At 61.0% G+C, this 12,933-nt stretch carries 11 protein-coding genes; 4 read left to right on the top strand and 7 right to left on the bottom strand.

The genetic code is table 11. The features are described 5' to 3' along the window. The first annotated feature begins 4 nt into the window (after positions 1-4). Positions 5-517 carry a dihydrofolate reductase gene (locus tag ATH90_RS27095; protein WP_069078491.1) on the top strand — a complete coding sequence of 171 codons (513 nt, stop codon included), beginning with the start codon at positions 5-7 and terminating at the stop codon, positions 515-517. 94 nt (positions 518-611) lie between these two features. Here ATH90_RS27095 and ATH90_RS27090 read toward each other — a convergent pair whose 3' ends face one another. Then, positions 612-2,003, bottom strand: coding sequence for an L-cystine transporter (locus ATH90_RS27090; RefSeq protein WP_098467526.1), 1,392 nt, complete (start codon positions 2,001-2,003; stop codon positions 612-614). A 241-nt stretch (positions 2,004-2,244) separates the two neighbouring features. Between ATH90_RS27090 and ATH90_RS27085 the strand changes: the two genes are divergently transcribed. After that, on the top strand, positions 2,245-3,303 hold the full coding sequence (locus tag ATH90_RS27085; protein WP_034110000.1) for an HAD family hydrolase: 1,059 nt from the start codon (positions 2,245-2,247) through the stop codon (positions 3,301-3,303). A gap of 119 nt (positions 3,304-3,422) precedes the next feature. On the opposite strand, the gene ilvD is transcribed toward ATH90_RS27085, so the two are convergent. The 3 genes from ilvD to ATH90_RS27070 form a co-directional block, all read right to left on the bottom strand. Beyond that, positions 3,423-5,264 (bottom strand): dihydroxy-acid dehydratase, encoded by a 1,842-nt coding sequence (gene ilvD, locus ATH90_RS27080; protein ID WP_010167756.1) that lies wholly within the window; start codon positions 5,262-5,264, stop codon positions 3,423-3,425. 304 nt (positions 5,265-5,568) lie between these two features. Further along, positions 5,569-6,768: an MFS transporter gene (locus tag ATH90_RS27075; RefSeq protein WP_098467525.1), complete on the bottom strand. Its 1,200-nt coding sequence runs from the start codon at positions 6,766-6,768 to the stop codon at positions 5,569-5,571. Positions 6,769-6,972: 204 nt separating this feature from the next. Beyond that, positions 6,973-8,169, bottom strand: coding sequence for a class I SAM-dependent rRNA methyltransferase (locus ATH90_RS27070; protein WP_003195152.1), 1,197 nt, complete (start codon positions 8,167-8,169; stop codon positions 6,973-6,975). A gap of 277 nt (positions 8,170-8,446) precedes the next feature. Here ATH90_RS27070 and ATH90_RS27065 point away from each other — a divergent pair, with 277 nt between their 5' ends. Next, entirely contained in the window at positions 8,447-9,259 is an 813-nt protein-coding gene (locus tag ATH90_RS27065; RefSeq protein WP_174555888.1) for an HDOD domain-containing protein, read from the top strand. 21 nt (positions 9,260-9,280) lie between these two features. Beyond that, positions 9,281-10,093, top strand: coding sequence for a bifunctional DNA-formamidopyrimidine glycosylase/DNA-(apurinic or apyrimidinic site) lyase (gene mutM / locus ATH90_RS27060; RefSeq protein WP_034109992.1), 813 nt, complete (start codon positions 9,281-9,283; stop codon positions 10,091-10,093). Between the two features lie 94 nt (positions 10,094-10,187). Here the strand turns inward: mutM and ATH90_RS27055 are convergent, their stop codons facing one another. The 3 genes from ATH90_RS27055 to ATH90_RS27045 form a co-directional block, all read right to left on the bottom strand. Further along, positions 10,188-10,439, bottom strand: coding sequence for a YfhL family 4Fe-4S dicluster ferredoxin (locus ATH90_RS27055; protein ID WP_003195146.1), 252 nt, complete (start codon positions 10,437-10,439; stop codon positions 10,188-10,190). A gap of 165 nt (positions 10,440-10,604) precedes the next feature. Beyond that, complete coding sequence (gene coaD, locus ATH90_RS27050) at positions 10,605-11,084, bottom strand: pantetheine-phosphate adenylyltransferase (protein ID WP_003176711.1); 480 nt, start codon at positions 11,082-11,084, stop codon at positions 10,605-10,607. A gap of 114 nt (positions 11,085-11,198) precedes the next feature. Further along, positions 11,199-12,794, bottom strand: a complete 1,596-nt coding sequence (locus tag ATH90_RS27045) for a GMC family oxidoreductase (RefSeq protein WP_098467524.1) — start codon at positions 12,792-12,794, stop codon at positions 11,199-11,201. Positions 12,795-12,933: the final 139 nt, after the last annotated feature.

Below are 12,933 nucleotides of genomic sequence, written 5' to 3'. Positions count from 1 at the left end.
CGCCATGAAAAAAACTCTCCCTTTAAGCCTGATCGCAGCCCTCGGTGAAAACCGTGTGATCGGCGTCGACAACAGCATGCCCTGGCATTTGCCGGGGGATTTCAAGTATTTCAAGGCCACCACCCTGGGCAAGCCCATCATCATGGGGCGCAAGACCTGGGATTCCCTGGGCCGACCGCTGCCGGGGCGCTTGAACATAGTGGTCAGCCGTCAGACCGGCTTGGCGCTGGAAGGTGCGGAAGTTTTTCCGTCCCTCGACGCAGCAGTGCAGCGGGCTGAGGAATGGGCCAAGGCGCAGGGCGTGGATGAGCTGATGCTGATCGGCGGGGCGCAGTTGTATGCCCAAGGGCTGGAGCAGGCGGATCGCCTGTATTTGACGCGGGTGGCGTTGAGCCCGGACGGCGATGCGTGGTTTCCCGAGTTTGATTTGAACCAGTGGACGCTGGTGTCGAATGTCGAGAATGCGGCTGAGGGTGACAAGCCGGCGTATAACTTCGAAGTCTGGGAAAAAGCCTAAGCGCCTCGCAGGCAAGCCAGCGCCCACAGTTGACCGAGTATCACTGAAAAAACCGGTTCAATGTGGGCGCTGGGTTGCCTGCGATAGCGGTCTGTCAGGCCTGCGCCAATTCCGCATGCTCATCGGCATTGAGCAGCTCTTTATCCGTCTGCCCCATGACCTGGCTGGTAATCGCGCCTGCCGTCATCGAACCATTCACGTTCAACGCCGTACGGCCCATGTCGATCAGCGGCTCCACGGAAATCAGCAGTGCCACCAGTGACACCGGCAAGCCCATGGCCGGCAGCACGATCAGCGCGGCGAAGGTCGCACCGCCACCCACCCCGGCCACACCGGCCGAACTCAGGGTCACAATCGCCACCAGGGTCGCGATCCACAGTGGGTCCAGCGGGTTGATGCCCACGGTCGGCGCGACCATCACCGCCAACATTGCAGGGTAAAGACCGGCGCAGCCGTTCTGGCCGATGGTCGCACCAAACGAAGCGGCGAAGCCGGCGATGGATTGCGGGATGCCCAGGCGACGGGTCTGCGCTTCAATGCTCAGCGGGATCGCCGCCGCGCTGGAGCGGCTGGTAAAGGCGAAGGTCAGCACCGGCCACACTTTGCGGAAGAAGCGCAGCGGGTTGATCCCGGCCAGCGACAGCAGCAGGCCGTGGACCACAAACATCAGGCCTAGGGCCAGGTACGACACCACGACAAAACTGCCGAGCTTGATGATGTCCTGCAGGTTGGAGCCGGCGACCACCTTGGTCATCAGCGCCAGTACGCCGTAAGGCGTCAGCTTCATCACCAGGCGCACCAGGCGCATCACCCAGGCTTGCAGGGTGTCGATGGCATTGAGCACTTTCTGGCCTTTTTCCACGTCATCCTTGAGCAGCTGCAGCGCGGCAACCCCCAGGAAGGCAGCGAAAATCACCACGCTGATGATCGAAGTCGGCTTGGCCCGCGCCAGGTCGGCGAACGGGTTGGCTGGCACGAACGACAGCAGCAGTTGCGGGATATTCAGGTCGGCAACCTTACCGGCGTAATCACTCTGGATCACCTGCAGGCGCGCCATTTCCTGGGTGCCGGCCACCAGCCCCTCGGCGGTGAGGCCAAACAGGTTGGTCAGGCCGATGCCGATCAGCGCTGCAATTGCGGTGGTGAACAGCAGGGTGCCGATGGTGAGGAAACTGATCTTGCCCAGGGACGAGGCGTTGTGCAGGCGCGCCACGGCGCTGAGGATCGAGGCGAACACCAGCGGGATCACGATCATTTGCAGCAGTTGTACGTAGCCGTTACCGACCAGGTCGAACCAACCGATGGAGGCTTTGAGCACTGGGTTGCCATCGCCGTAGATCGTATGCAGGACGGTCCCGAATGCCACACCAAGGACGAGGGCAAGTAGCACCTTCTTGGCAAGGCTCCAGTGAGTGCGACGGGTTTGTGCCAGGCCCAGCAGCAGGGCCACGAACACCAGTAAGTTGAGAATCAGGGGCAGATCCATTGAAGCTCCGTTGAGAAGGCAGCCAATCGCGTGAGCCTGCGATTGCGAACCGGCAAGCCTAACAGCTTGAAATATATTGATTTAATACCGATATGGAATGTTGACTGTCGTTTTTGGAATAAGCATTTGACGCTCACGCGCATGCTTCTGGCGCAATCACGACGCAGGCGGTCGTGCTCGGGCGGTAACTGTCACAGGGATTTGTTAGCGTCGATGTTTTCAACTCAGGGAGAAAACGCATATGAAGCTCGCTTCGAGATTGTTTGCCGCCGCGCTGTGTCTGGGCCTTGCCGGACAAACCATGGCCGCCACCGAGCTGAAACACTGGCCGGCTCCCGCCGCCGAGCAACTGAACAAAATGATCGCCGCCAACGCCAACAAGGGTAATTACGCGGTGTTCGACATGGACAACACCAGCTACCGCTACGACCTCGAAGAGTCCCTGCTGCCCTACATGGAAAACAAGGGCCTGATCACCCGCGACAGCCTTGATCCGTCGCTCAAGCTTATGCCGTTCAAAGACACCGCCGACCATAAGGAAAGTCTGTTCAGTTACTACTATCGCCTCTGCGAAGTGGACGACATGGTCTGCTACCCATGGGTCGCCCAGGTGTTCTCGGGGTTCACCCTCAAGGAGCTCAAAGTGCAGGTCGATGAGCTGATGGCCTCCGGCAAGCCCGTGCCCGTCAGCTATTTCGAAGGCGACGTGGTAAAGCAGTCCGAAGTGCAGCCGCCAAAGGTCTTCACCGGCCAGGCCGAGCTGTACAACAAGCTGATGGAAAACGGCATCGAGGTGTATGTGATGACCGCCGCCTCGGAGGAGTTGGTGCGCATGGTCGCCGCCGATCCGAAGTACGGCTACAACGTCAAACCCCAGAACGTCATCGGCGTGACCACCTTGCTCAAGGACCGCAAGACCGGCGAACTGACTACCGCGCGCAAGCAGATCACCGCCGGCAACTATGACGAGAAGGCCAACCTCGGCCTCGAACTGACCCCGTACCTGTGGACCCCGGCCACTTGGATGGCGGGCAAGCATGCGGCGATCCTGACCTACATCGACGAGTGGAAAAAGCCGGTGATCGTCGGTGGCGATACCCCGACCAGCGACGGCTACATGCTGTTCCATGATGTGGACGTGGCCAAGGGCGGGATCCACCTGTGGATCAACCGCAAGGACAAATACATGACCCAGCTCAACGGCATGATCGCCAAGCATGCCGCGGCGCAGGCCAAGGAAGGGTTGCCGGTAACGGCGGATAAAAATTGGGTGATCGTCAAGCCGGACGAGATTCAGTAAGACCGATTCGCCTGCATCGCGGGCGAGTCCGCTCCCACATCTAGGTTCTCATTGCCCTGGAGGTTTTCTTGAGGCAAAAAAATGCCCCGCACCTGGCGGGGCATTTTTTTGCGCGAGGCTTACAGGCCGTCGAGCATCGCTTTGTTACGCACAGCACCCTTGTCGGCACTGGTGGCCAGCAGGGCATAGGCTTTCAACGCGGTGGTAACTTTGCGCGGACGCTTCTCGACCGGCTTCCAGCCCTTCTTGTCCTGCTCGACCCGGCGTGCCGCCAGTTCTTCATCGCTGATCAAGAGGTTGATCGAGCGGTTCGGAATGTCGATCAGCACTTTGTCGCCATCCTGCACCAGGCCAATGGCGCCACCTGCAGCGGCTTCCGGGGAAGCGTGGCCGATGGACAGGCCCGAGGTGCCGCCGGAGAAGCGGCCGTCGGTCAGCAAGGCGCACGCTTTGCCCAGGCCTTTGGATTTCAGGTAAGACGTCGGGTACAGCATTTCCTGCATGCCCGGTCCGCCTTTCGGGCCTTCGTAGCGGATGATGACGATGTCGCCTTCCTTCACTTCGTCAGCGAGGATGCCGCGTACCGAGCTGTCCTGGCTTTCGTAGATTTTGGCGCGGCCTTCGAATACGTGGATCGATTCGTCGACACCGGCGGTTTTCACTACGCAGCCATCCAGCGCGATGTTGCCGTACAGCACGGCCAGGCCGCCTTCTTGCGAGTAGGCATGCTCGACACTGCGGATGCAGCCGTTTTCACGGTCGTCGTCCAGGGTGTCCCAGCGGGTCGACTGGCTGAAGGCGGTCTGGGTCGGGATGCCCGCCGGACCGGCCTTGAAGAAGGTGTGCACGGCTTCGTCGTCAGTCTGGGTGATGTCCCACTTGGCGATACCTTCAGCGATGGACTTGCTGTGCACGGTCGGCAGGTCGGTGTGCAACAGGCCGCCACGGGCCAGGGAGCCGAGGATCGAGAAGATCCCACCGGCGCGGTGCACGTCTTCCATGTGGTACTTCTGGATGTTTGGCGCGACCTTGCACAGTTGTGGCACGTGACGGGACAGGCGGTCGATGTCGCGCAGGTCGAAATCGATCTCGGCTTCCTGGGCCGCAGCGAGCAAGTGCAGGATGGTGTTAGTGGAACCGCCCATGGCGATGTCCAGGGTCATGGCGTTTTCGAACGCCTTGAAGTTGGCGATGTTGCGCGGCAACACCGACTCATCGTTCTCGGTGTAGTAACGCTTGCACAACTCGACAATGGTGCGGCCGGCCTGCAGGAACAGTTGCTCGCGGTCGCTGTGGGTGGCCAGTGTCGAGCCGTTGCCCGGCAAGGCCAGGCCCAGGGCTTCCACCAGGCAGTTCATCGAGTTGGCGGTGAACATGCCGGAGCACGAACCGCAGGTAGGGCATGCGCTGCGCTCGTATTCCGCGACCTTCTCGTCAGAAGCGCTGGAATCGGCGGCGATGACCATGGCGTCGACCAGGTCGAGGCCGTGGGAGGCGAGCTTGGTCTTGCCGGCTTCCATCGGGCCGCCGGACACGAAGATCACCGGGATGTTGAGGCGCAGGGCGGCCATCAGCATGCCAGGGGTGATCTTGTCGCAGTTGGAGATGCACACGATGGCGTCGGCGCAGTGGGCGTTGACCATGTACTCCACGGAGTCGGCGATGATCTCGCGGCTCGGCAGGGAATACAGCATGCCATCATGGCCCATGGCGATGCCGTCATCGACGGCGATGGTGTTGAATTCCTTGGCGACGCCGCCGGCGCGTTCGATCTCGCGGGCGACCAGTTGGCCCAGGTCCTTGAGGTGGACGTGGCCGGGTACGAATTGGGTGAATGAGTTGGCAATCGCGATGATCGGCTTCTTGAAGTCGTCATCTTTCATCCCCGTGGCACGCCACAGTGCGCGCGCGCCGGCCATGTTGCGGCCATGGGTGGATGTTTTCGAGCGGTAATCGGGCATTGGAGCTCTCCGGGCGGCTAATCAGGTGCTAATCAGGTGCTAAAGGGGAAGTGAGCTTCTATTGACGTCTGGAACACCCGAAAAATGGCCGTGTGTCCGGAAGTTGCCACTCGCGTCGCGGGATCGCCGCTTGCTTGGGCCTCGAGCTCATAAACCCGCCGGGGGATGACTGGCGATGAATAGGGTCGATTCTACACCGCTGGCGCCGGGAGGGAATGGCCGGAACCGTGAAGATGGCGCTTACGGGACATGCGGGAGGCGCACGACCCACTGCAGGCGCCGGCTTGCCGACGATAGCGATGGGTCAGTGTCCGGTTCTGGCATTGGTGAGCCAGCCCCACACGCTAAAGGCGATGAAGCTCAGGGCGATGGTGATCAATAGGTTGGACCCGGTTTGTGCCAGGGCGGCACTGCTGAAGGCAGCGGTCAGGAACATGATGCTGTTGCCCGCCGAGGCGGCAGTGCCCGCGCTGCTTGAGAACAGCCGCATCGCCGCAGAAATCGCCGCCGGTCGAACCAGTGTCACAGCCAGTGCACTGATCAACATCGGCATGAGCAACGTCACAGTGGTGATGGCGTCCAGGCTGACGATCAGCGTTAACAGCACACCAGCGACGCACAACAGTCCCAGTCCGATATTGATCTGCCTGGACAGCGAAATCCGCTTTTGCAGGTACGAGGCCGCCACACCGCCCAGTAGATAGGCCATGCCATACACCATCAGCACCAGCGCGTACTGATATTCGGAGAGCTTTAGCGCATCCATGAAAATCAACGGCGTCACGCTGATCAAGGCGAAGTAACAGGCGAACACCAGCGCGGCGATCCACCAGTGGCGTATGAAGTCGCGGTTGCGGGCGACAGCCTTGAGCGTGCCGAGGATGGACACCAGCTCACGGTGCGGGCTGGCGGACTTGGAAGGCAGTATGCACACCGCATGGATCAGCATGCCCGCAGCCATCAGCGCAAAGCCGTAGAAGCTGCCTTGCCAGTCGAACGTGGTTTGCAGCCAGGAGCCGATCAACGGTGACAGCGCGACGAATGAGCCGCTCAGTGTCATGTAATAAAGGCGCACTCGAGCGCGGTCTTGCTCGTCGAACAGGTCTTCCACCAGCGCGTGGCCCAGTACAAAGAACCCGCAACCCATGGCCTGGACGCCTCGAAACAGCAGAAAGGCGAGGTAGTCCGTCGCCAGTGCACAACCGATAGCGCCCAGGATCGACAGCGTGATGCAGCCGAGCAGGACTTCCTTGCGCCCCCATTTATCCGACAGTGGGCCGGTGATCAGTTGGGAAATGGAAAAGACCAGGGTGAACAGGCTGATGGACAGCGCGACCTCGGCGGTGGGCGTATCGAACCTTTCAGCCAGGGCGGGAAAGGAGGGCAGCAGGATATTGATCGGGAAAAAACTGATCAGGGAGATGCAGGTGATGAGGATGAAGCGAGACAGTTGTTGGCGCTTTATCTCGCCACTGAGAGGGGACGAACAGGTGGACTCAGACATTGTTTTTGTTTTCCGGAGTAATTCCAGGAACCGATACTAGTCTGTGAAAAATGGAATTCAACCAGAATTGCTGTGACGAACTTCTTGGATTGATGTGGCTGATTGCGCTAGGAAAAGGTGTCTGATGCAGCGCCCAAAAGATGTGGGAGCGAGCAAGCGCGCTCCCACATTTAGCCCGCGTTCGATTAGAACACGGGGTGTTACTTAGCTATTCGGCAACAATCGGCACGTAATGCTCTTGATATACCGGGTTTCGGCAATCGCCGGGTGCACCGGATGGTCCGGACCCTGGCCACCACGCTCCAGCATCTGGATATTGCGGTCCAGGTGGCGAGCGCTGGTCAGCAGGATGTTTTGCAGGTCATCTTCCGGCAAGTGCATGGAGCACGAGGCGCTGACCAGGATGCCATCCTTGCTGAGCAGGCGCATGGCTTGCTCGTTGAGGCGGCGGTAGGCGCCTTCGCCATTCTTCATGTCTTTCTTGCGTTTGATGAAGGCCGGTGGGTCGGCGACGATCACGTCGAAGCGCTCTTCACTGGCTTTCAGCTCTTTGAGGGCTTCGAACACGTCGCCTTCGATGCAGGTCATTTTTTCGGCAAAGCCGTTCAGCGCGGCGTTGCGCTCCACGCCGTCGAGGGCGAAGGCGGAGGCGTCGACGCAGAACACTTCACTGGCGCCGAAGGCTGCGGCTTGCACACCCCAGCCGCCGATGTAGCTGTACAGGTCGAGTACGCGCTTGCCTTTGGCATACGGGGCCAGGCGGGCGCGGTTCATGCGGTGGTCGTAGAACCAGCCGGTCTTCTGGCCCTGGATCACCGGGGCTTCGAACTTCACGCCGTTTTCTTCCAGCGCGACCCACTCCGGCACCAGGCCGAACACGGTTTCGACGTAGCGGTTGAGGCCTTCGGCATCGCGCGCGGCGGAGTCGTTCTTGAACAGGATCCCGCTTGGCTTGAGCACTTGGGTCAGGGCGGCGATCACGTCTTCTTTATGGGCTTCCATGGTCGCCGAGGCGATCTGCACCACCAGGATGTCGCCGAAACGGTCGACGACCAGGCCTGGCAGCAGGTCGGAATCGCCGTAGACCAGGCGGTAGAACGGCTTGTCGAACAGGCGGTCGCGCAGGGACAGGGCGACGTTGAGGCGGTGCACCAGCAGCGACTTGTCCAGCGGCAACTTGATGTCGCGCGACAGCAGGCGGGCGCAGATCAGGTTGTTCGGGCTCATGGCCACGATGCCCAGGGTCTTGCCGCCGGCCGCTTCGAGGATGGCCTGGTCGCCCGCCTGGAAGCCGTGGAGTGGGGTGGCGGCCACATCGATTTCGTTGCTGTAGACCCACAGGTGGCCGTTGCGCAAACGACGATCGGCGTTGGCTTTGAGACGCAGGCTTGGCAGGGACATGACGTCGCTCCGGAAAAAAGAGCGGGAGTATACCCTTTGCGCACGGGTTCATGTGGGCGCCGGCTTGCCTGCGATGCGGGCGGCGCGGTGTATCTGACGTACGGCGGTGATGTGGTTGCAGGCCAGCCAGCTCCCACATTTGGTCCGGTTCCAATCGGGTTTTGAGGTGTCGGTCAGGTTCCTATAGAGGTTAGAATCGCCCCCTAGCCCAGAGTGTGTACTTATGTCCCAAGAGCTTTCCGCCGAACAGATCCAACAGGCCCTGCAAGGCATCAGCGTGCCGCCCCAGCCGCAAATCATGGTGGATTTGCAGATGGAGCAATACATGCCCGACCCGGACCTCGAGGTGATCGCGCGTCTGATCTCCCAGGACCCGGGCCTGTCCGGTGCGTTGCTGAAGATCGTCAACTCGTCGTATTACGGGCTAAGCAACAAGATCGCCTCGATCCAGCGCGCGGTGAACCTGCTGGGCAGCCGTTCGATCATCAACCTGATCAACGCACTGTCGATCAAGGGCGAGATGAGTGATGACACCATCGTCACGCTCAACCGCTTCTGGGACACCGCCCAGGATGTGGCCATGACGTGCCTTACGCTTGCCAAGCGCACGGGCTCCCAGGCGGTGGACGAAGCCTACGCGCTGGGGCTGTTCCATGACTGTGGCGTGCCGCTGATGCTCAAGCGCTTCCCCAACTACATGTCGGTGCTCGAGCAGGCCTATGCCAATGCCGGCCCCGACTGCCGCGTGGTCGACACCGAGAACAACGCGTTCAACACTAACCATGCGGTCGTTGGCTACTACACGGCCAAGTCCTGGCGCCTGCCGGAGCATGTGACCGATGCTATTGCCAACCACCATAACGCCCTGGCGATTTTCAGTGATGAGTCGACGCGCAACCCGGCACTCAAGAACCTGCTGGCGATCCTGAAAATGGCCGAGCACATCTGCTCGTCCTACCGCGTGCTGGGCAACCAGGCAGCGGATTACGAGTGGAATGCTATTGGCCACCTGGTGCTGGACTACGTAGGGCTGTCGGACTACGACTTCGAGAGTCTGAAGCTGTCGATTCGCGAGTTGGGCGCCCACTGATCCTTCCTTCAAGAGGTAAACATGCCCGAGTTACCAGAAGTCGAAACCACCCGGCGCGGGATTGCGCCGCACCTGGAAGGCCAGCGGGTCAGCCGCGTAGTGGTGCGTGAGCGGCGCCTGCGCTGGCCGATCCCGGAAGACCTCGATGTGCGCCTGTCCGGGCAGCGTATCGTGCGGGTGGAGCGGCGAGCCAAGTACCTGTTGATCAATGCCGAAGTGGGCACCTTGATCAGCCACCTGGGCATGTCGGGCAACCTGCGCCTGGTGGAAATAGGCATGCCAGCGGCCAAGCATGAACACGTGGACATCGAACTTGAATCCGGCCTGGCCCTGCGCTACACCGACCCGCGCCGTTTCGGCGCCATGCTCTGGAGCCAGGACCCGTACAACCACGAACTGCTGATCCGCCTCGGGCCGGAGCCGCTGACCGATCTGTTTGACGGCGAGCGCCTGTTCCAGCTGTCCCGCGGCAAATCGATGGCGGTGAAGCCATTCATCATGGACAACGCGGTGGTGGTGGGCGTGGGCAATATCTACGCGACGGAAGCGCTGTTTGCGGCGGGGATTGATCCGCGTCGGGCCGCTGGCGGCATTTCGCGCGGGCGCTACCTGAAGCTGGCGATCGAGATCAAGCGTGTGCTGGCCGCCGCCATCGAGCGCGGCGGTACCACATTACGGGACTTTATCGGCGGCGACGGGCAGCCGGGGTATTTCCAGCAGGAACTGTTCGTCTATGGCCGTGGAGGCGAGGCGTGCAAGGTCTGCGGGACCGAGTTGCGCAATGTGGTGCTGGGGCAGCGGGCGAGTGTGTTTTGCCCCAAGTGCCAGCGCTGATTCTGTGTGATGGTTGATGCCGCCATCGCGAGCAAGCCCGCTCCCACCTTTTGATCTGTGCAGTGTGGGAGCGGGCTTGCCTGCGATAAGGCCCTCAAGCCTTGCCGGTAATCTTCCGGTATTTCTCCATCAACTGCTCTTCGGTCTCCGGATGAGCCTCATCCAGCGGAATGCAATCCACCGGGCACACCTGTTGGCACTGAGGCTCGTCATAGTGGCCGACGCATTGGGTGCACAGGTTCGGGTCGATCACGTAGATCTCTTCGCCTTGGGAAATCGCGGCGTTCGGGCACTCGGGTTCGCAGACGTCGCAGTTGATGCAATCGTCGGTGATGATCAGGGACATGGGAACTCCTGCCAGGGCAGTCAGCCAAGGCATCTGAAAACGAATGCGCGCAATTGTGCCGCATTGGCGCCCGCAGTGCGAGCGCACATGACCTGCGGCCCACTGGCATCGTCGTGTCAGGGGCCACAGGAGGCCGTTCTGTCATAACGACCCCGTCCAGCCAGATTACTTTTTGAAGCGAAGGGTCAGTGCATCTGCCACGGCCGGATGCACGAACTTGGTGATATCTCCACCCAAGGCGGCGATTTCACGCACCAACGTCGAGGAAATGAACGAATAACGCTCTGACGGCGTTAGGAACAGGCTTTCAACGTCCGGCGCCAGTTGGCGGTTCATGTTGGCCAACTGGAATTCGTATTCGAAGTCCGACACCGCGCGCAGGCCACGCAGGAACACGTTGGCGTTCTGCTCCTTGGCGAAGTGCGCCAGCAGTGTGGAAAAGCCCACCACTTCCACGTTGGGCAGGTGTTTGGTGACCTCGCGCGCCAGCTCCACGCGCTGTTCCAGGGGAAACAGCGGGTTTTTCTTGGGGCTGGCAGCGACCGCGATGATCACATGGTCGAACAAGCGTGAGGCACGTTCGACCAGATCGCCATGGCCTTTGGTAATCGGGTCGAAGGTACCTGGGTACAACACTCGGTTCATCGCGTCGTCCTGGCGGAGTCCGTTGGGGAACCGGATGGTATCGCAGCCATCCCGGTCGGCCAAGTCAACTTATGCAGAAGAAAGCACTATAGACAGCACGAATACCGTGTTTTTTCACGCTGTTTTCAGACGTTCGCCCAACGCTGTCGCCAGTTGGGCGGTCAAGCCGTACACCGATAATTGTGGATTGGCCCCAATGCTGGTGGGGAATAGCGAGCCATCGTGGATCGACAGGTTGCGCAACTGGTGGTGGCGACCGAGGCTGTCGGCTACTGCGTTTCTCGGGTCTTCACCCATGGCACAACCGCCCATCACATGGGCGCTGCCCAGGCAGGTGCGGTGCAGTTCCAGGTTCAAACCTTCGATCATGGTGCGGGCTTCGCCCAGGGTTTTGACGTAGCGCGCATCATGATGCAGCGGCTTGACCGACTTGGCGCCGGCCGCGAACTGGATCTCGGCCATGCTGTGGAACGCACGGCGCAAGCCATCCCAGGCGTAGTCCGACACCTGATAGTCGAGCACCGGCGTGCCATCGCCGCGTAACTCCACGCTGCCGCCCGGGCTGTCGGGGTGGAAGCCGTCACGCAGGAGGGCGAGCATCGCGTGGGTGTTCGGCAATTGGCTCATGTCCAGGGCGTTCTGGGTACCGTAGCCGCCTAACAATGTGCTGGCCAACGCGGGGTGCAGGGGTGGCGCCTCCAGTTTGTAGGACATTTTCCCGGTGGTGCCGTCCTGCCATTGGAAATGGTCGGAATAGATCGATTGCGGCGCGCCGTAGAACGGGTTGATCACCTCGTCGAACAACCCGGCGGAGAAATTCACCAGGTGCAGGAAGGTGCGTTTGCCCAGCCGCGAATGCGGGTCGGGAGCGTCGGAGCGCATCAGCAGCGCCGGGCTGTTGATGCCGCCGCCCGAGAGCACGTAATGCTTGGCTTTTACGGTGATCTTGCGTCCGGTCGGCGCCACGCACAGGGTGTCCATGGCCACGCATTCCAGGCTGCTGATGGTGTCGCCGCTGTAGATGAGGCGTTCGGCGCGTGCCAGGTAGAGCAGTTCGCCGCCCTTTTCAAGGGTGGACGGAATCGTCGTCACCAGCATCGACTGCTTGGCATTGACTGGGCAGCCCATGCCGCAATAGCCCAGGTTGAAACAGCCGCGCACATTGCGTGGGATCACATGCCAGCTGTAACCAAGCTTTTCGCAGCCTTTGCGGATGACATCGTTGTTGGGGTTGGGCGGCATGGCCCAGGGTGCGATGCCCAGGCGCTGCTCCATCTGTTCAAACCAGGGCGCCATCTCGGCGCTGCTGTGGCCCTTCACGGCGTATTCGCTGGCCCAGTGGGCGAGCGTGGCGTCGGGGGTACGAAAGCTCGACGTCCAGTTGATCAGCGTGGTGCCGCCTACTGCCCGGCCCTGCAGGATGGTGATCGCGCCATCCTTGCTCATGCGGCCGATGCCCTCCTGGTACAGGCTGGTGTAGGCCTCGTCTTCGAGCAGCTTGAAATCGCTGCTGGTCTTGAGCGGGCCTTCTTCGATCAGGAGCACTTTGTAGCCTGCTGCGCTGAGGATTTCGGCGGTGGTGCCGCCACCGGCGCCGCTGCCGATGATCACGACGTCGGCTTCCAGGGTCAGGTCGTTGTCGAGGGCGGCGCCATTGTGGGTTTTCCAGCCACGGGCCATGCCATCGCGGAACAGGTCGGGTACGGGCATAGGAATGCACTCTTATTTTTGTACGAAGTTGTGGTCAATGTGGGCGCGGGCTTGCTCGCGAATGCAGCGTGTCAGTCGACACCGGTGTGGCTGATCCACCGCTTTCGCGAGCGAAACCGCTCCCACATTTCTGATCGGG

The sequence above is a fragment of the Pseudomonas lurida genome (assembly GCF_002563895.1).
Lineage (GTDB): Bacteria > Pseudomonadota > Gammaproteobacteria > Pseudomonadales > Pseudomonadaceae > Aquipseudomonas > Aquipseudomonas lurida.
Note: the sequence above shows the minus strand (reverse complement) of the source record. Positions and strands in the feature narration are given on the sequence as shown.

Excerpts from the sequence above, each read along its gene's own strand:
- ATH90_RS27095 (WP_069078491.1), top strand. The coding sequence starts at position 5 with ATGAAAAAAACTCTCCCTTTAAGCCTGATCGCAGCCCTCGGTGAAAAC.
- ATH90_RS27090 (WP_098467526.1), bottom strand. The coding sequence starts at position 2,003 with ATGGATCTGCCCCTGATTCTCAACTTACTGGTGTTCGTGGCCCTGCTG.
- ATH90_RS27085 (WP_034110000.1), top strand. The coding sequence starts at position 2,245 with ATGAAGCTCGCTTCGAGATTGTTTGCCGCCGCGCTGTGTCTGGGCCTT.
- ilvD (WP_010167756.1), bottom strand. The coding sequence starts at position 5,264 with ATGCCCGATTACCGCTCGAAAACATCCACCCATGGCCGCAACATGGCC.
- ATH90_RS27075 (WP_098467525.1), bottom strand. The coding sequence starts at position 6,768 with ATGTCTGAGTCCACCTGTTCGTCCCCTCTCAGTGGCGAGATAAAGCGC.
- ATH90_RS27070 (WP_003195152.1), bottom strand. The coding sequence starts at position 8,169 with ATGTCCCTGCCAAGCCTGCGTCTCAAAGCCAACGCCGATCGTCGTTTG.
- mutM (WP_034109992.1), top strand. The coding sequence starts at position 9,281 with ATGCCCGAGTTACCAGAAGTCGAAACCACCCGGCGCGGGATTGCGCCG.
- ATH90_RS27055 (WP_003195146.1), bottom strand. The coding sequence starts at position 10,439 with ATGTCCCTGATCATCACCGACGATTGCATCAACTGCGACGTCTGCGAA.
- coaD (WP_003176711.1), bottom strand. The coding sequence starts at position 11,084 with ATGAACCGAGTGTTGTACCCAGGTACCTTCGACCCGATTACCAAAGGC.
- ATH90_RS27045 (WP_098467524.1), bottom strand. The coding sequence starts at position 12,794 with ATGCCCGTACCCGACCTGTTCCGCGATGGCATGGCCCGTGGCTGGAAA.